Consider the following 18,494-nt stretch of genomic DNA (forward strand, 5'->3'; position numbering starts at 1 on the left):
CTCCTTTCGCGCCGCCTGGCGCATCGTGTGCCGCGTGACGTTCCGGGGACGGAAGGCCGTCCCCGGAACAGGTTTTGTCCGTGGCCGGATCAGACCATGGCCTCGGCCTCGACCACCGCGCCGGCCTGGTCGTACATGAGACCGCAGCGCAGGTCGAAGTGCCGGTTGACGCTCATGGTCGGACACGGCGCGTTAAGGGCCACCTGGGTCACGGTGGAGCCCAGGAACGCCTTCTCGGGGTCGCGCTCCTTGGAATGGTGAGCCATGATGAGCAAGTCCGCGCCGCCCTGCCGGGCCGTGCGCAGAATCTCCATGGCAGGCTCGCCCATGTCCGCCTTGAAGGAACAGTTGGGGATGCCGTCCAGCCGCTTGCCGTACTCGGTCTCCAGACGGTTCACGCATTCGCCCTGGCCCGGCCCGCCGGGCTCGCTGACGTGCATGACCACCAGATTGGCCTTGTACTGACGGGCCATCTGACCGCCGTAGGACACGGCGCATTCGGCCTGATCCGAGAAATCCGTGGCGACCACGATGTTCTCGAACAGCGGCTCCTTGCACTCCACATCCTCGTGCACGATCATGACCGGGCACCGGGCGCGCTGGCTGACGCGCTCAAGAGTGCTGCCCGCCATGCCCCACATCTTTGAACGGCGCTCCTCGTATTCCTTGGTATGCGGCCCCATGACGATGAGGTCCGTATTCTTCTGCCGCGCCAGACGCAGCAGCTCGTTGTGCGGGATGCCCGGCACGACCACGATCTGCGCACTCGGGATGGTTCCCAGGTGTTCCTCGTACATTTCACGAATCTTGCCGCTGAGCTGATCGGTTTCGCCCGAAGGCGCGAGGTGCTCGATAGAGCCCCAGCCCTGCGCCATCCCGGCCACATGGGCCAGATAGAGCTTGGACTCGAACTTGACGGCAAATTCGACCGCCGCCTTGACCGCACAGGCATCAATGCCGGTGGGCGTGACGCCCACGATAATGTCCTTGAACATGACTAGCCCCCTTTCCTTACTGGTTTATCCGTTCAAACCCGCTGTTTCGTCCTCGTCTCCGGGCGCGGGCACGGCCCACGCCCTGTCTGCAATCCCCCGCCTGACCGCCGGGGTCATGGTCAGATTGGCGGCCAGTTGCACGTCCTTTTCGTCCAGCCCCATGGCCAGCCCCAGAAGCTGGGTCAGGTAGAGCACCGGCACGGACTGCCCGCCCGCCTTGCGCGCCTTGGCCTGATAGGCCTCCAGGTTCATCTGGCACAGGGGACACACCGTGACGATGGCGTCCGCTCCGGCCGCGTCGTTCAAAATCTCGGCCACGGACCGGATGGCCACCTCGGGATGGCCCATCATCAGCGAGGCCCCGCAACACCTGTTGGACATGTCGAAACGGTAGACCTCGCCGCCCATGGCCTCGATGAACGGCTCCATGGAAACCGGCCTGCCCGGATCGTCGAAAACCGGATAGGGCCGCAGTATCTGGCACCCGTAATAGGGCGCGACCTTCATGCCCTGAAGCCCGTCGGTGATCTTCTGCTCCACGATCTTGGCCCCCACGTCATTCTTGAGCACATCGAGGAGATGGCGCACCAGGACCTCGCCCCGGTAGTGCAGGCCCGAGGCGGCCAGGACCTCGTTGACCCGGCCATGCAGACGGCGGTCGCCGACCACCTCGCGGTTGACCTTCAACAGGTTGAGGTAACAGGCCGAGCACGGTGCGAGCACGTCCAGCCCGTCCATCTCCTGCTCCACGATGGCCAGGTTGCGGGCGGGCAGGGCGTAGTTCATGAGCCTGCTGACAGGCTCGGCCGCGCTCGCCCCGCAGCAGGTCCAATCCGGAATCTCGATAAGCTCGCAGCCGAGCCGCTCCATGACCAGACGAGTGGAAACGTCGAACTCGCAGGCGCTCTCCGTCAGCGAGCATCCGGGATAATATGCGTACTTCATGACAGCCCCTCCATTTCACGGGCCTTTGCGAACATGGGCCTGAGCACGTCCCCCCGCCCCTTGCCGGGCAGGTGCACCTTGCCCTTGCCGATCATGCGCACGCCCAAGGGAAGGAAGGAGAGCGGCAGCATGGGATCGCGGCTCTTGATGAAGTACCGCTGCATCATGCTCGTCTCCTGCACCCGGCCGTGGGCCTCCACGTCGTCCATGAAGGCCGCGTAGAAGGCCTGGTTCCGCCGGGCGGACCGGCTTCCCTCGACTCCGGCCAGCCGCTTCAGACCGGCCATGGCCGAGGTCAGCTTGAGGCCGCGCGGACAGCGCAGCGTGCACATGTAGCAGGCCGAGCACATCCAGAAGGTCTTGCTTTCGAGTATCCGGTCGAGCATTCCGAACTGAATCATCCGCCACATGGCCCGGGGGGTGATGTCCATGGCGTGCCAATTGGGGCAGGAGGCCGTGCAGGTGCCGCACTGCATACACGCACCCACGGTTTCCCTGAGCTCCTTGAGCACCATCTGATCGGCCTCCGACGCCGGGCTCCACGTCTCCCTGACTGCTCCGTTCATGCGATATCTCCTTGGCAATGTGTTGCCCGGCCTAGGCCGGTTCCTCCAGGGCCGCGTCGATGACGGACAGCATGGGTCCGTCGTGGAACCCCTTGAGCACGGTGGCGCTGTTGGGGCAGACCGCGGCGCACGCGCCGCACCCCTGGCAGAGGATCTCGTCCACGATGATCTTCTCTTCGGTGATGTCCAGGCTCCTGGCCCCGTAAGGACAGGCGCTCACGCAGGCCTGGCACAGGGAGCACAGGGAGTGACGCACCGAGGCCACCACGGTCTCGCGCGGAATCTTTTCGGCATTGAGGATGCGCAGGGACCGCTGGGCCGCGGCCTTGGCCGAGGCGACGGTCTCCGGCATACGTCGGGGCGAATGGGCGATGCCGCACATGTAGATGCCCTGCTTGAGGAAATCCATGGGCCGCCACTTGAAGTCCGCCTCGCGGTAGAAGCCGTCCTCGTCGATCTCCACTTCGAAGACTTCCAGCAAATCCTCCACGTCGTTGGGCTCGACGCCGCTGGCCAGGGACAGGATGTCCGGCCGCAGCTCGACCTGGCCGCGCAGAACGGGATCGAATCCCCGGACCACGGGCCGGCCGTCCTCGAAGGTCACCTGGGGCGAGGTCAGGTCGTCGTAGCGGATGAAGATGACCCCGGCCTGGCGCGCCTTGGTGTAGTAGGTCTCCAGGAACCCCTGGGCCATGATGTCCCGGTAGAAGACATAGATGGGCAGGTCCGGGTTGCGTTCCTTGAGGGCGAGCACGTTCTTGAGCATCTCGGGGCAGCAGACCTTGCTGCAATAGGTCCGGTCCTCGCCGCCGTTGCGCCAGCACTGGATCATGACCACGGAGGAAAGGGCCTTGGCGTCGAGCTGGCCGGTGGCGAGCTGCTCTTCCAAAGTCAGATGGGTCATGACCGACTTGTGCACGCACAGCCCGGACTCGTAGACCTTGGCCTCGTGCCCGCCGGTGGCCAGGATGGTCACGCCGTGCTCCAGGGGAAAGACGCCCCGGGGGCTGGCAATGGCCGACCGGAAGTGCCCCGCGTTGCCGCGCGACAGGACCACCCGGGAGTCCTTGAACACCTTGATGTTCGGATGCTTCTCCACCTGGGCGATAAGCTCTTCCATGTAGGCGCGCGGGTCGGAGCCGTCCAACTGGGTGTGCAGCCGCATGGCCGTGCCGCCCAGCTCCTCCTCGCTCTCCACCAGACAGACCCCGTAGCCCTGGTCCGCGATGGCCATGGCCGCGGTCATGCCCGCCAGGCCGCCGCCGACCACCAGGGCCGAGCGGATCACGTCCACGGTCACGGCCGGACCGGACGGGTCAGCGCCCTGCAACCGGGCAACGGCCGTGGACAGAGAGGCGTATATCTTGCGCTCGGTTCCGCCCTCGCTCGCTTCGCCCACCGTGGGCGTGTAGATGTCCACCACGTCCATGAGCGCGGGGTTGAGGCCGATGGTCCGCCCCAGCTCCTTGAGCCTGGGAATGTATGCGTACGGCATACACGCCCCGATCAGGATGCGGTTGGGCTTGAACTCCATGGCCGCGTCCTCGATGTCCTTCCATCCCTGCGGAGTGCAGGCGCTGCCCACCCGCATGACCTTGCAGACCGAGTGGACCCGCTGCATACGCTCGGCGAGCCCGTCAAGGTCCACGGCCTGCTCCAGGGTCGGACAGGAGGTGCAGATGGTCACCAGGGTCCGCGCCGGGTCCCTGGACACGTCGGGATATTCCGGCTCGTGCTCGACCTCGATCCCGGCCAGGACGTCATACGCCTTGATGATTCTCGATGCGGCCTGGGCCGCGGCCCCGGCCTGAATGACCGACTCGGAGATGTCCCGCGGTTCGCCGCAGGCTCCGGCCGCGAACACCCCCACCCGGCTGGTCCGCTCGGGCCGGTAGGGTTGGGTGTCCACGAAACCCCACTCGTTCAGGTCCACGTCCATGGTCAGGGCGAACTTGTCGGTCCCGTTCGGCGGCCGCGCCCCCACGGCCAGGACGACCATGTCGAAGTCCTCGGAGACCAGCTTTCCGGAATCCGTCAGGTATTCGAGCCTGAGGCCCCCGCCCTCGTCGGCGGGCAGGACAGTGTGCGGGCGGCTGCGCACAAAGCGCACGCCGTATTCCTTTTCCGCCCCGATCCTGTACCGCTGGTACTCCTTGCCCGAGGTACGCATATCCATATAGAAGATGGAGGTCTCCACCTCGCCGCCCGTGGCCTTCTTGGCCAGCAGGGCCTCCTTGATGGAAAACATGCAGCACACGCCGGAACAGAAATCCGCGTTCTTGTGCACGTCGCGCGAGCCCACGCATTGCAGCCAGGCGATACGCTCCACCGGCTTTCCGTCCCCGGGCCGGAGCAGCTTGCCGCCGGTCGGTCCGGTGCCGGAAAGCAGCCGCTCGAATTCCACGGCAGTCAGCACGCCCGGATGGTTATAGGCCCAGATGTCCTCTCCGCCCTCGGGGTCCATGGTCGGGTTGTAGCAGTCGAAGCCCCCGGCCAGGACCACGGCCCCGACCTCCAGCTTCTCCACGTTGTCGGACAGAATGCGCACGTAGAGCTTGTCCAGCCACGGCACGAACGTCTTGCCCGCGAGCGGCTTGACCAGATGCTCGCGCGCGCCCTGCACCACCAGTTCGGCGGCCTGCTCCACGTTTTCCGGTTCGGCCAGAACGACCACAGGCAGATCGGGCCGCAATTCCCTGGCCCGAGTCAGCACCCTCTCGGCGTCCATGTCTTCCAGGTTCATGCCCAGCAGAAGCAGCCCCACCGGCTCGTCGGAGGCGAGCCGGTCCACGGCATCGCGGCCGGTCCCGGCGAAATGCAGCGGGAAGTTCTGCTCCTTGAGCTCCTCCTCCATCATGGCCCGAAGGCCGGAATCCGCGTCGGCCACCAGAATGTGGAAGTCCTTGCGCTCCTCGAACTTGAAGTCGATGGCGCCGGTGGGACAGGCCTCATGACACTTCCAACAGCGGATGCAGTTGTCCAGGTCGAGGACATAGTGGTTGGGGATGGCGTGCGGCACGGGCAGATAGACCGCCGTGCGCTCGGTCAGCCCGGCGTTGAACTCGCTGGGCACGCGCACGGGGCAAACCTCGGAGCACTTGCCGCAACTGATGCACTTGGTCGGATCGATGAGCGTGGACTTGCGCCGAAGGGAGATCAGGAACTTGCCCGGCTCGCCTTCCAGATCCTCCACCTCGGTGGAGAGCATGATGTCGATATTGTCGTGAAAGAGCCCCTTGCGCAGACAGTACTGGCTGGAGGAATCCCGCGCCATCAGCGGCAACATGCGGCACATGCCGCAGTGATCCGTCGGAAACTGATGGTCCAGTTGGCTGAGAATCCCGCCGTGACTCGGTCTTCGGTCTATGAGGGCCACTTTATGCCCGGTGACGGCCAGGTCCAGGGCCGCGCGGATTCCGCCGATCCCGGCTCCGACCACCAATGCGCCGTATTGCTTTCTCATGTCTTCCTCCCTGCGATCAGGCCATGTGGGAAACCGCGTCCTGGAACTCGTCTTCCTTGAACACCGACAGCGGCGGCGGCTCGTCCAGGCTGCGTCCCGGCACGTAGTCGAAGCTCTCCTGGGTGCGCGCGGCCACGGTGCGGAACAGCTCCATGACCGGAATGTCGTTGGGGCAGGCGTTGGAGCACTGGCCGCAGCCGACGCAGGCCATGGACATGTGCGCCATGCGCGTCAGATGGTAGAAGACCGTGTCCGTGGGCATCTTGAGCGAGCCCTTGCGCTTGGCCCAGCCCATGTACTGCCACGGCTTGTGCTCGAACACGTCGGTGTTGAAGACGCACTCCTTGCAGTAGCAGACGGGACAGGCCACACGGCAATTGTAGCAATTGACGCAGGAAGCCAGGTACTCGGACAGGTCGGTCAACGTGCCGGTGACGGCGCGGGTCCGCTCGAACATCTCGTCCCGGTTGGCCGTGCGCGTCTCGATCATGGCCGCGAGCGCCTTGTCGCGGCCGTTGGCCGATTCCGCCTCGGGCAGCCCCAGGCCGTTGAGCAGGGACTCGCCGCGCGGGCTGGAGGCCATGACCGGGATGTGCCCGGCCAGGTCCGCCCCGGCCAGCCCCAGCACCAGGTCCGCATTCTCCGGCGCCGGATATTCGCACGCCTTGCAGGCTTGGGCGATGTCCGCCCCGCCGTTGCCGATCCGGCCAAGAAAGTCCTGGGTGGTCTCGAACGGGTCGCGGTCCTCTCTGAACGCCTTGTAGCCGGTGTTGTCGAAAGCCCCCATACAGTCCAGGCCGACCAGAATGACGTCGTCCAGGCTGCCCTGGTTGAGCTTGACCAGCTCAACGAAGGCCCGAATCTCGCAGGGCCGCATGACCGCCGCGATACGCTCGCCCGACTGCCCCCTGGTGAGCCGGGCCAACAGCTTCGCGCTGTTCATGGGAAAAGCCGGAGCCAGCGGATCGGCCCCGGAAAGCTGCTTGGGGTCCGTAACCAGCGTCGGCATGGGGATACCCTTGCCGAACAGATGCATGGGCACCAGCACCCCGCCGATACTCTCGTTTTCCATCAGCCCGCGCAGGAAGTCCTGCACTGCGGCGATCGGGTTGCCCCCGTCGATCATAATCTTAGCCGTGGTCGCCATATCGCACCTCCCCGTCCCCTAGATCACGGCCATGGAACGCGCTTCCATGGGACCGAGCTCTCTGATTTCGTTAATGAAGTTGTTGACCGTCGCGGCGAATTCGTTGCCCTCGCTCGCTCCCACCCAGGTCAGCTTGACCCGTTCCTTCTCAATGCCGAACTGGGGCAGGATTTCGTTGAGCAGCTTGACCCGCCGCCGGGCCTTGTAGTTGCCGTTGATGTAGTGGCAGTCGCCGGGGTGGCAGCCCGAGACGAGCACGCCGTCCGCCCCGGAAAGCAGGGATTTGACGATGTACTTGGGGTCCACCATGCCGGTGCACATCATGCGCACCATGCGCAGGTTGGGCTGCTGGATCATCCGCGAAGTCCCGGCCAGATCGGCGGCCGTGAAGGTGCACCAGTTGCAGACAAAGGCCAGAATGGTCGGTTCGAACTCATGACTCATGACGTGCCTCCTCGGGCCGGGCCGCCCGCTCCACTGGAATCTCCACCGGCTGTGCCCCGCCCGCCTCGGGCGGCAGCCAGCCGGGGACCATCCCTAGCAGCCCGTCGATTTCGTTGAATATCTGTGTCTCGTTGAAGTGCTTGATCTGGGCCGCTCCGCTCGGGCAGTATCCGGCGCACGAGCCGCACCCCTTGCACATGGCCTCGTTGATGACGGCCACGTTGCGGCGCTCGTCGAACTCGATGGCCGAGTAGGCGCACAGCCCCACGCAGACCCGACAGCCCACGCAAACGTCCGGATTGATCCAGGACGTGGTCGGAGAAATGGAGACCGTGCCCTTGGCCGCCAGGGCCAAAGCCTGGGCCGCTCCGCCCGAGGCGTGAGAAACCGCGTCCGGAATGTCCTTGGGTCCCTGGCAGGTCCCGGCGAGGAAGACGCCGTCCGTGGCAGTGGAGACCGGCCCGAGCTTGGGGTGCTCTTCGAGGAAGAAGCCGTCCTGGCCCTGGGCGATGCCGAAGACGCGCGCCACCTCGACGGCGTCCGGCCTCGGCTCCATGGCCGTGCACAGGATGACCATGTCCACGGGCAGGCGCACGTTCACCCCGAGCAGGGTGTCCTCGCCCACCACCACGAGCTTGCCGTCCTCCTCCACTATCTCGGCGGGCCTGCCCCGGATGAAGGTCACGCCCTCTTCCTGGACCCGGCGGTAGAATTCCTCGTACCCCTTACCGAAACAGCGCATGTCGATGTAGAAATTGTAGACCTTGGTGTCGTGGCCGACCTTGTCCTTGATGAGGTGGTCGTACTTGAGCGCGTACATGCAGCAGGTCCGCGAGCAGTATTCGTGGTAGTTCCTGTCGCGGCTGCCTACGCAATGGATGATGGCCACGCTTTCCGGCTTCTCGCCGTTCTTCATGACGATGCGTCCTTCGGTGGGACCGACCGCGTTGTTCAGCCGCTCGAACTGAAGGGCGGTGTAGACCTCGTCGTACTTGCCGAACCCGTATTCCCTGAGCGGGGTCGGGTCCATGGCGTCATAGCCGGTGGCCAGGACGATGGAGCCGACGTGGAAGACTTCGCGGGTCTCCTTCATGTCGTAATCGATGGCCCCGGTAGGGCATATCTTCTGGCAGACGCCGCACTTGTCCTTGGTGATCTTCTTGCACACCGTCCCGTCGATGACCGGGGTGTTGGGCACGGCCTGCGGGGAATTGCGGTAGATGGCCTTGCGGACACCCAGCCCCTCGTTGAATTCGCTGATAGCCTTGGTCGGGCACTTCTCCAGGCACGCGCCGCAGCCGGTACAGACGTCCTCATGGACATAGCGCGGCTTATGCATGACCGTGACCGTGTAGTTGCCCACGAACCCGGTGACTTCCTCCACCTCGGACCAGGTCATCAGGTTGATGTTCGGCTCCTGGCTCACGGCCACCATTTTGGGCGTGGAGATACAGGCCGCGCAGTCCAGGGTGGGGAACGTCTTGTCGAACTGGGCCATGTGCCCGCCGATGGACGGGCTCTTCTCCACCAGATGAACCTTGTGGCCGGACTTGGCGATATCCAGGGCGGCCTGGATGCCCGCGATGCCCGCGCCCACCACCATGACGTCGGGCAGGACCGCCACCTCGCGGGAATAGAGCTTCTGGTGGTCGGCCACCCGCTCCACCGCCGCCTCGACGATATGCCGCGCCTTGACCGTGGCCTCCACCGGGTCCGCCGTGGTCCAGGAGCAATGTTCGCGGATGCAGCAGTGCTGCATGAGGTACGGATTGAGCCCGGCCCTGGCGCACGCCTGCTGGAAAGTCTTCTCGTGCAGCCTGGGCGAACAGGAAGCGACCACGACCCGGTCGAGGCCGTACTCCCGGATGTCCCTGATAATCATCTCCTGCCCCGGGTCCGAACACATGAACTGATAATCCCGGGCCACGGCCACATCCTTGAGGCCGCCCGCAAACTCGGCCACCTCCCGGCAATCGACCTTGCCCGCGATATTGGACCCGCAGTGACAGACATAGACACCGATCTTTCTGGACATGTCCCATCCTCCGTGAAAACCGTGATCAACGCGCGGGCTTTCCGCTGGTCAATTCCAACGTCAACTCGCCCACCAACTTCTTGAGTTCCTCGTTCTCGGCCGCCAGCTCCATGTCGTTCGGCGCCATGGGCGGCTTTTCGAACACCCGGTAGCTGTTCTCCAGAAAATGCCCCCGCCACTTGTAGTATTGGCCCGGGCGCAGGTCATGAGCCCTGCAGAGGTCGTTGACGCATTCGCCCATCAACCCCGCCAGCACGATCCTGGCCTTGGTCTTCGCATCCCACTTTCGCCTCATCCGCAGACCCTCCTGCCGATCTTCCCGGTCTCGCCAATAGTGCCGCCTCCTCCGGGAGAGCTGGTGACTCACGAACTCTCCCGCCCGACTGTCGCCCGGCCAACATAATCTTGGCCAACCACCTGAATCAGAAGACGAAATCAGTGAAAATCAACATGGACTCCAAACATACGCAGGCAACTCACTTTCTCTCCAAGTCAAAATACATGCCGTTTCAAACATAGAGAGGAATATGAGGATGATAATGTGGAGACATGTCCACAGAGACAGCATAAATACTGTAAAATTCGGGCATTTTTCGTCTTGCCGCGCAAGACGGTTCTTGCCGGACAAGACGGAACACCCCTTCGAAGAGAGTTGAGAACTTATTTCATCGGGAGTTTCAGCCTTGTTGCGGCATGAAACACTCTCCTGGTCTCCAGGGGTTTTTCGCCCCGAAACAATCTCGCCCGGCAAGACAACCGAGCGGGGCGGGATGAAATGGATTTATTTTTTTCAGGAATCCCGGTCGACAAAAGACATTGCCCATAGACAGGAAAAAATGCTACGCGTGAGAATATATTCATACTGTAAGGGGAGAGGCACCCCATGACAGACATTCTCATCGTAGACGGCGATGCGGCCTTTGCCGAAAAGCTGGCCGAATCGCTCTTGGAGCACGGCTTTCCGTCGGACTCCTGTGATTCGCTGTCCAAGGCCCTGGGCATACTGCACACGGGCACGTTCAAGGCGGTCCTGCTCGGGGATGATCTGCCCGAAGGCGACGCCGTGAATCACCTAGCTCTCATCAGGGAGGTGCCTTCCTTTCCCGAAACCATCATCGTCACCCACAGGCGGGACCCGGATATCGCCGAACGCGCCATCCAGAGCGGAGCCTGGAACTACATCACCAAGCCCCTGAACCTGCAACGCCTTCTGGTCCTTCTGGAACGGGTCATAACCTACCACACGAAGGTCCACTCCGGCTTCTGCCCGGTGTCCCTCAGACGTCAGGGGATCATCGGCAACAGCCGGGCCATGCTCTCCTGTCTCGACTCGGTGGCCCAGGCCGCCACCAGTGACATAAACGTCCTGCTCATCGGCGAAACAGGCACGGGCAAGGAACTTTTCGCCCGGTCCATCCACAAGAATTCGACTAGACAGAACAAGCCGTTCGTGGTCGTCGACTGCGCCGCCATGCCCGAGAACCTGGCCGAAAGCCTGCTCTTCGGGCATGAACGGGGAGCCTTCACCAGCGCGGACGCCCCCACGGTTGGGTTAATCAAACAGGCTGACCAGGGGACCCTGTTCCTGGACGAGGTGGGCGAGTTGCCCATGTCCCTCCAAAAGGTCTTCCTCCGGGTGCTCGAAGGACGCAGTTTCCGGCTCGTGGGCGGGACAAGGGAGATCACCAGCGACTTCAGGCTGGTGGCGGCGACCAACAGGGACCTGGAGCGCATGGTCGAGAACGAGGAGTTCCGGCGCGATCTCTATTTCCGGCTGCGCGGTATGCACATCCGGCTTCCCGCGCTCCGGGACATAGCCGAAGACATAAACGAGATGACCTGCAAGTTCATCCAGCGTCACTGTGAAAAGCTCAATATGTCCACCAAGGGGTTCTCGCCGGACTTTCTGGACGAACTCATGCACTACGACTGGCCGGGAAACGTCCGGGAGCTGATCCACACCCTGGAACAGGCGTTGTCCAGGGCGGGCAACGACGCGGTGCTTTTCCCGCGCCACCTGCCCAAGGCCATCCGCGCCCGCATCGCCCGGCGCGCCATGGAGCCCGCCGCGCCGGACACGAAACCGACCCACCATCACGAGATAGCCCCGCCGGAAACCTTCCCGGACCTGCGCACCTATCGGGACCAGCAGATCGCCCAGAGCGAGGAGCGGTATCTCAAGAACCTCATGGAGATTACGGGCGGCGACATCCCCGCTTCCTGCGACATCTCCGGCCTGTCGCGGGCGCGGCTATACGCCCTGCTCAAGCTATACGGCGTTCCACGCAAGTAGGCGGCGCGACGGAGCCGAACTCCCGACGCCCCGGCCGTATCAGGCCCGGACCCGCGCGGGCAGGGTCATGCAGTCGAAAACGCAGCGAACGAACAACTCCACGCCGGGAGCCAGACTGCGTTCGTCGAAATCGAAATGGAAACTGTGGTGCCCGGATGCGAGATCGCTGCCAATCATGACATAGGTGCCCGTGCCGCCCTGCCGTCGGACCTCGGCCAGCATGACGGCGAAGTCCTCGCTGCCGCGCAGGTCCACGGAGTCGACTATTCCCGAAGGCTCGAAAAATGGCATCCCTTCGGCGATCCGCCTGACCCGGGCCGCCAGCTCGGGGTCGCTTCCCCCGCTCGCGCTCCGGCCGACCACGGCGACGGCATGGTCCACGCCGTACATGTGCGCGGCCCCGGCCGCCACGTCCTTTGCGCGGGCGAAGACATAGTCGTTTATTTCGGTGGTCTCGCCCCGGGACTCGGCCTTGAGCAGGCCGTTCGGGGGGATGACGTTGCGCGCCTGGCCCGCGTTGAGAACGCCCACGGTGATCCGCGAGCCGCCTTGCCCATGACGGGGGATGGCGTGCATGTTCAGGGCCGCGCAGGCGGCGGCAAGCAAGGCGTTGCGCCCCTGCTCCGGAGCCGCTCCGGCATGGGCCGGAACCCCGGTGAAGGTCACGTCGAACTTGGTGGTGGCCAGAAATTTATCGGTGCCGCAGACAAGCTGTCCGGTCTTCCTCGCCTGGAAGCCGATATGGCCTCCAAGGAGGTAGTCCACCCCGTCGAGCGCCCCGGCGTCCACCATGGGACCGGCCCCGCGCACGCCCTCTTCGCCGGGCTGAAAGATCAAGCGGACCGTGCCGTTCAGCCGGTCCCTGAGCGCGGCCAGGGCCTCGGCAACTCCCAGGCCGATGGCGACGTGCCCGTCGTGGCCGCAGGCGTGCATCGCCCCCGGATTAACCGAATCGAATCCCTCGCGGTGCGGCCGATGCGCGTCGTCGCGGGCCTCGTCCATGTCGTTGGCGTCCATGTCGAACCGCAGGGCCACGACCGGCCCTTCGCCGCATTTAAGCTCCCCGACCACTCCGGTCAGGCCGCCCGCCATGCGCCCGATCAGCGCGGGATCGCCCCACTGGGCCTCGGCCCGTTCCATGTGGGCGGCTAGCTCCTCAGCCGGGGGCACGCCCAACATGCTCTCGCGGCGCACGGCCTCCCCGCCGAGGCGCAGTTCATACCCGGCGTCAGCAAGCGCGCCCGCCACCAGGGAAGCGGTTCGGAACTCGGTCCAGGCCGTCTCCGGGTAACGGTGCAGGTCGCGCCGTCTCGCAACGAGCCTGTCCGCCATTCCGGCCGCCAATCGCGCAATATCGTCTGTCATGCGTTCCTCCGGGAATACGTTCTCCTGTTCTGGCCCAACGGGCGGCCAAACACAAAGGCGGACAAGGGCTTGCCGCCCCGCCGAGCCGGGGTTTCCGTCGCCGCCAAGCAAAAAGGCCCGGAAGGACCCCCCGCCGAGCCGCAAACGTCCGGTCTCGCGCCGAACGATTTCTTGCGCCGAAAGCCATTCTTCCGGCCGGAACGCAGGCTAATCGTGGCTGTGGTCGTGACCGTCGCCGCCGTCGTGGGCATGGTCGGCATCATGGCTGTGCGCGCCGTGGCCGTGCTCATGCTCCGCCCCGGCCCCGTGCTCGTGGCCGTGGCTATGGGAATGACTGTGCAGATGGCTGTGCTCATGGGTATGGGTGGTCCCGTCCTCGTGAGTATGCTCATGCACATGGGAGTGCTGATGCTCGTGCTCATGTTGGTGGCTGTCCTTGCCGCCGTGGGCGTGCTGATGGGCAGCCCGGTCCTTGCCGAGATTGCAACCGCAGTTCTTGCACATGATTGGGCTCCTTTAGGGGATGTATTGTATTCGCTTGAACATAGTATGTAACCTATCTCTTGGCGGCACAAGCCCCGCAACAAAACATTTTCACGCCGCGATCACAACGGCTGCCCGAAGCGACAACAAAACCCCTATAAAACGGGATGTTATGCGATGATATCACCAAACAACTACGACAGGGCCGCTTCCCAATCAGCCTGTTTAAAACCTATCAGGACAAAATCGCCGCCCACGAGGATGGGCCGTTTGACGAGCATCCCGTCCGTGGCCAGCACGTCGAACAGCGCCTCGTCCGACATGGCGTCGATAGTGTCCTTCAATCCGAGTTCCTTGTATTTCTTGCCGTTTGTGTTGACGAACCGCTTCCTGTCAACACCGGCGATTTCTTTCCACGCCAGAAACTCTTCGCGGGTCGGGGTTTCCTTGACTATATGCCGGATCTCGAATTCCACGCCGTTGTCCTCAAGCCAAGCCTTGGCCTTGCGCGACGTGGTTCAACTTGGATAATGCAGCAGAATCAGGGACATTTTCTCTCCATAGGATTCAGTGTTGGTCGTGCGCCCTGCTCCGGGTCGTTCGCCTCGCCGGGGCCGTCATCAGGCGGCACCATCCCCATACCGCGCCGCCCGCGTCAAGCCCGTCCCGGCAGATTCGGCCGAACAAACAAAAAAAGCTTCGAACGCTCGTCCGAAGCCCTTCGACCAACCGTTAATACTCAGGCCGGGAAAATGTGGTCCATAGCCGCATTTATGCGTTCACCACCGGACCCTCCACTCGGATCAGCAGTTGTAGACCGTGCTTATGCCGGTCACATACTTGGATTTCCTGGACAACTGCAATGGGATGTCGGACGTCACATAGGCGGCGTCGCAATCGGCCTCATGGGCGTATTTGAGTTCCAGCACGGCCATTCTGTCCGGGCTTCCCATGCAGGCGCCCCGGCTCAACACGCTGGGATGGCTGTAGTGAAGGCTGTGATCGATGGTCATGCGGAACCGGCCGTCCGCCGACAGGAAATACCGCCTCTTGTACTTGTTGAACAAGGTGGGGCGCAGCTCGCTCAATTCGAACCGCACATCATCGGGCAGGGGCAGCTCTTCCAGAAAGCGGAACCCCATCACATCGCCATTCTCCAGCGTGAGCGGGTACACGTTTTTGGCGCCCACCAGTCCACTTTTGCGCTTGATCTCCAAGCGGCATTTCCCGGACAGGGGACCGTCGGCATACCAACGGATGCGGACTTTCTTCCGATCCGCAACCCCCTGCACGTTTTCGTGATAAAACCGGAACATGGGAGTATCGAAATAGACGTTGAGCACATTCCGTTCGGCGTAAATCTCGCGAAAGCCGAACCGGCTCCTGCGGAGGATGGCCCCAAGATTGGGCAGCATGTGAAAGGGAACGACGTACTTCCGCTCGTAGCGATACGAAAGGGTTCCGTCGGTGTTGCCCGCCACTATACGAGACTCCTGGCCTGAATCATGGTCATGTTGGTCCCGGGATACTCCTGCCTGAAGTGCCTGTTCAGCGCCTCCAGGGCTCCTGCGCTGTCGATCTCCACGAGGAAACTGACATGGCTGGAATCGTCGGTGGTCTCCAGGCGGGTGAACTCATACGGGAGCTTCCGTTCATCCAGGAACCGGCTCATGGAGGACAGAAGGTCCTTTTCCGGGCCGTACACGGTCACGAGGTAGGCGTTCTCCATATGCTTGGCCGACTGGATGCGGCGGAACATGATGAAACCCACGCTGATGGCCCAGAAGGCCGTCAACGTAATGCCGAACCTTCCCGCGCCGAACCCAAGGCCAATGGCCACGGTGAAGAACAGAAAGGCCAGCTCCTCCGGTTCCTTGATGGCCGTCCTGAAACGGATGATGGACAGAGCGCCGACCAGGCCCAGGGACAGGGCCAGGGACGCCTTGACCACCGAGATGACCAGCATAATGGTCAGGGCCAGCATGACAAAGGTGTTGGCGAACCGCTTGCGGTTGGACAGGGAGGCTCCGAAAACGGTGTACACCGCCCCTACCAGCCGGGCGCAGCCGCCGCTGAAGACGAACCCGATGCCGAAATTCACATACGTGGAAGGCAGGGGAAAGAGAGGCAGCCACAGGCTCAGGGTGCCGAGGTTGAACCAGGTCAAACCGGCCCACAACTCGTCGCCCTGCTGTCGCTCCAGCCTCGGCAGCACATAGCGCATGGCCAGATAATACAGGACGCCGAGAGCGAGGCCGATACCCGCCGCAACGGGCAGTTCCCTGGTCAGCCGGGAGAGTTCAGCGTGCTCGACGGCCGAATCAATGACCGTGGCCGCCGCCGTGGAAACGGCCGCGAGCAAACACCCCGCAATTCGGGATTTGGTGCTGTTGAACCAAGGACTGTCTTTCATTCTTTTTCCCTTTGCTTGTTGTCAGGCTCGAAAATTGCGGTGTCAATGAAGGTCTGCCCCGCCCTCACACTGATTTGCGGTCCGCTCTCCGGGTGATCGCGCCAGCCCTTGAAAACAAATCCCGGCTCAGGCTCGGCGCTAACGTGGATGACCAGGGAACGCGGAACGGGACCTTCCAGCCGCCCGTCGTCGAGCGGAACTTTTTCCGCCAGGACACGCCCACGCCCCTGCCGGGCAATGCGTATGCGAATATCCTGAGCCTTCCCCACCCCGAACCGTTTGTCGAGAATGTTCAGCATGGCCTGCGGCCGTTCGCGGCAATAGTCGCGCAACTGATCGAGGTAGGCTTCCCAGCGATTCACGCTCATGAACAGCCGCTCAAAATTCCAGCTCCAGCGCCAGCGGTCGATGTGTCGTTCCATTTCCGGTCTGAGGTCCCCGGCGATGCGGTCCAGAATGGCCAGCCCCCTCTCCGGGGCGAAGGAGGTCAGCATGTGGACGGTCAGCCGGGCGCAGATATCCCGGACAAAACCGGGGTTTTTGGCCAGCTCCCGGAACATGAGCCCTTCCCCGCCGTGCCGCCGGTACAGGATGTCGAAGGGATCTTCGTCCACGGACTTGCCGCGCTTGCCGTCAAAACCCCGATCCAGATCGAAAAGAATCCATTGCCACTTGATGGCCTTGGACCTGGGCCGCCAGCACTTGATGTTGCCGTCGGGCCAATCGGGATTGCCCGAATACAACTCAACGGCCAGATAATCCAGAAAAGCGTCGATATCAAGGGCCTCCAGAGCGGGACGGTAGTCCCCTTCCTCGGGCACGGCGGGCATGTCGGCGAAAGGCCCCTTGTCGGACCCCACTTCGCGTCCGCCGTCCATGACGTCGATAGGCTGGACAGGCAGGCCGTGCCGGGCCAGCAGATTCTTGCGGCTCATGTATTCCCGCATACCGTAGATGCCCCAGTACCGCCCATTGAGATACGCGATGACGGGCTGGTAGTCCAAGGTGTCGCAGGCCACCCGTCCCCGGACCATTTCCTGCTGAAAGGCGTCGCGGATTCCCGTGCGCAGCCAGGCGTCGCCGCCGTTGCGCAAAATGATCCCGGCGTAGGCATCGCGGGGATTGCCCGGGAACAGCCGATGCCTGATGCCGTACGGCTCCTCCTGGCTCGTGGCATATATGACAAAAGACTTCTGGGGACGCGCCCTGGAGGCTCCCCCGTAGATGCGCATCTTGCCATCCACCTGCCAATCGCCGGTTTCCGCCAGAAAATCCAGGTGCACGGGCCGCCGCCAGTTGTGACGCCAATTCTGGGAATTGCCCACGCCTTCCTTGTCGGTGAAGCCCTCCGCGTAGATGCCCACCTCCCGGTCCCACAAATTCTTGGGGTCCGAGACCACCGAAACCACGGGCAGCCGTGTGCGCTCGTTCAGGATATAGGACCGGGTGAAGACCGCATGGGCCCGGCCCTCGGGATTCACGGCCGAAGCTCGCAGGATGGAGGTCTCCTCGATACGCAGGGGCGCGTCGTAAAGGGGCGACTTGGCGTCGGGCAGGGAACCGTCCAAGGTATAGCGAATCCGCATCCCTTCGGGAGCGGTCAGGATCAGATCAAAGGGGGTGTCGTATCGGCCGGATGGCCGGGAAAAGGAAATCGGAGCCTCGCGCGTGCTCCGCATGGGATTCAGGCCCTCCGGATTGGCGCTCCCCCGGGTCGGATCGTCGTAAACGAAGAACTCACCCGTTCCATCGGGCCAACGCCCCAGGGAAGAGAACCGGGGAAGATCGTCATAGACCAGGGAGTCGGCCAGTCCGCCGTCCGGCCGGAACAACCCGACCTCGCCCGAAATGCTATCCAGCCCGAACCCCGCGTGATCGTGAAAGCCCCTATTGTCGCAGTTGAATAGCTTGAAGCCGCCAGGCTTGATAATGAAGTCTACCGGAATAACCCAACGCCGCTCTTCCAGATTATCGGTCAGCGCGTATCCCTTGAGGGACACCGGCTTGTCCCCCTTGTTATACAATTCTATCCAGTCTGTATAATTGGATGAACCATCCACGAAAATCTCGTTGATGACCACCGGCGAGTCCGAACATCAGGCGCAGGACAAGAGCGGTAGCGCCCACGACAAGCCCAACGCAACGGCCCAGGCCGCTAATTTAGGAATAATGGATAGTCTCCACACTACTTTTCCCGATAATTCCATCACGAAGAATCAGTGTGTAACGTGATCCCCGAAACATGTAAATATGTCGCCCATAACGTCCGGTGCGGGACAAAGCCCTCATGAGCGACCTCCCCAGTCCCATCCAACGCGCCAAGGCCATGACTTTCAAAAACCAGG

14 protein-coding genes and 1 pseudogene are annotated in these 18,494 nt (G+C 63.1%); 2 read left to right on the plus strand and 13 right to left on the minus strand.

Going from position 1 to position 18,494, the window contains the following annotated elements:
• Positions 1 to 89: 89 nt before the first annotated feature.
• From LF599_RS14170 to LF599_RS14205, 8 genes are read right to left on the minus strand one after another with little or no spacing between them, the layout of a single operon-like run.
• On the minus strand, positions 90 to 995 hold the full coding sequence (locus tag LF599_RS14170; protein WP_269943520.1) for a universal stress protein: 906 nt from the start codon (positions 993 to 995) through the stop codon (positions 90 to 92).
• Positions 996 to 1,019: 24 nt separating this feature from the next.
• Positions 1,020 to 1,940: a CoB--CoM heterodisulfide reductase iron-sulfur subunit B family protein gene (locus LF599_RS14175; protein WP_279521227.1), complete on the minus strand. Its 921-nt coding sequence runs from the start codon at positions 1,938 to 1,940 to the stop codon at positions 1,020 to 1,022.
• Positions 1,937 to 2,506, minus strand: coding sequence for a 4Fe-4S dicluster domain-containing protein (locus tag LF599_RS14180; RefSeq protein ID WP_279521228.1), 570 nt, complete (start codon positions 2,504 to 2,506; stop codon positions 1,937 to 1,939). Before LF599_RS14180 ends, LF599_RS14175 begins: the two co-directional genes overlap by 4 nt.
• Before the next feature lie 31 nt (positions 2,507 to 2,537).
• Positions 2,538 to 5,969: a 4Fe-4S binding protein gene (locus LF599_RS14185; protein ID WP_279521229.1), complete on the minus strand. Its 3,432-nt coding sequence runs from the start codon at positions 5,967 to 5,969 to the stop codon at positions 2,538 to 2,540.
• 16 nt (positions 5,970 to 5,985) lie between these two features.
• Positions 5,986 to 7,116 carry a Coenzyme F420 hydrogenase/dehydrogenase, beta subunit C-terminal domain gene (locus LF599_RS14190; RefSeq protein WP_279521230.1) on the minus strand — a complete coding sequence of 377 codons (1,131 nt, stop codon included), beginning with the start codon at positions 7,114 to 7,116 and terminating at the stop codon, positions 5,986 to 5,988.
• Positions 7,117 to 7,134: 18 nt separating this feature from the next.
• On the minus strand, positions 7,135 to 7,560 hold the full coding sequence (locus LF599_RS14195) for a hydrogenase iron-sulfur subunit (protein ID WP_269943514.1): 426 nt from the start codon (positions 7,558 to 7,560) through the stop codon (positions 7,135 to 7,137).
• Complete coding sequence (locus LF599_RS14200) at positions 7,550 to 9,595, minus strand: CoB--CoM heterodisulfide reductase iron-sulfur subunit A family protein (protein ID WP_279521231.1); 2,046 nt, start codon at positions 9,593 to 9,595, stop codon at positions 7,550 to 7,552. The genes LF599_RS14195 and LF599_RS14200 overlap by 11 nt, the downstream gene beginning before the upstream one ends.
• 25 nt (positions 9,596 to 9,620) lie before the next feature.
• Positions 9,621 to 9,890, minus strand: a complete 270-nt coding sequence (locus LF599_RS14205) for a transposase (RefSeq protein WP_269943513.1) — start codon at positions 9,888 to 9,890, stop codon at positions 9,621 to 9,623.
• Between the two features lie 588 nt (positions 9,891 to 10,478).
• Between LF599_RS14205 and LF599_RS14210 the strand changes: the two genes are divergently transcribed.
• Entirely contained in the window at positions 10,479 to 11,888 is a 1,410-nt protein-coding gene (locus tag LF599_RS14210) for a sigma-54-dependent transcriptional regulator (RefSeq protein WP_279521232.1), read from the plus strand.
• Between the two features lie 39 nt (positions 11,889 to 11,927).
• Here the strand turns inward: LF599_RS14210 and LF599_RS14215 are convergent, their stop codons facing one another.
• The gene (locus LF599_RS14215) at positions 11,928 to 13,253 is read right to left on the minus strand and encodes an amidohydrolase (RefSeq protein WP_279521233.1); all 1,326 of its coding nucleotides are present in this window, start codon (positions 13,251 to 13,253) and stop codon (positions 11,928 to 11,930) included.
• Positions 13,254 to 13,466: 213 nt separating this feature from the next.
• Here LF599_RS14215 and LF599_RS14220 point away from each other — a divergent pair, with 213 nt between their 5' ends.
• A complete protein-coding gene (locus LF599_RS14220; RefSeq protein ID WP_269943508.1) occupies positions 13,467 to 13,808 on the plus strand; it encodes a hypothetical protein in 342 nt (113 codons plus the stop codon).
• A gap of 122 nt (positions 13,809 to 13,930) precedes the next feature.
• On the opposite strand, the pseudogene LF599_RS14225 reads toward LF599_RS14220, so the two are convergent.
• The 4 genes and pseudogenes from LF599_RS14225 to LF599_RS14240 form a co-directional block, all read right to left on the minus strand.
• A pseudogene (locus LF599_RS14225) lies at positions 13,931 to 14,242 on the minus strand (Spx/MgsR family RNA polymerase-binding regulatory protein); the annotation flags it as partial.
• A gap of 297 nt (positions 14,243 to 14,539) precedes the next feature.
• A complete protein-coding gene (locus LF599_RS14230) occupies positions 14,540 to 15,217 on the minus strand; it encodes a polyphosphate polymerase domain-containing protein (protein WP_279521234.1) in 678 nt (225 codons plus the stop codon).
• Entirely contained in the window at positions 15,217 to 16,149 is a 933-nt protein-coding gene (locus LF599_RS14235; RefSeq protein ID WP_279521235.1) for a DUF4956 domain-containing protein, read from the minus strand. Before LF599_RS14235 ends, LF599_RS14230 begins: the two co-directional genes overlap by 1 nt.
• Positions 16,146 to 18,230 (minus strand): CotH kinase family protein, encoded by a 2,085-nt coding sequence (locus LF599_RS14240; protein WP_279521236.1) that lies wholly within the window; start codon positions 18,228 to 18,230, stop codon positions 16,146 to 16,148. Before LF599_RS14240 ends, LF599_RS14235 begins: the two co-directional genes overlap by 4 nt.
• Between the last annotated feature and the right edge of the window lie 264 nt (positions 18,231 to 18,494).

Source organism: Pseudodesulfovibrio thermohalotolerans, from assembly GCF_021353295.2.
Lineage (GTDB): Bacteria > Desulfobacterota > Desulfovibrionia > Desulfovibrionales > Desulfovibrionaceae > Pseudodesulfovibrio > Pseudodesulfovibrio thermohalotolerans.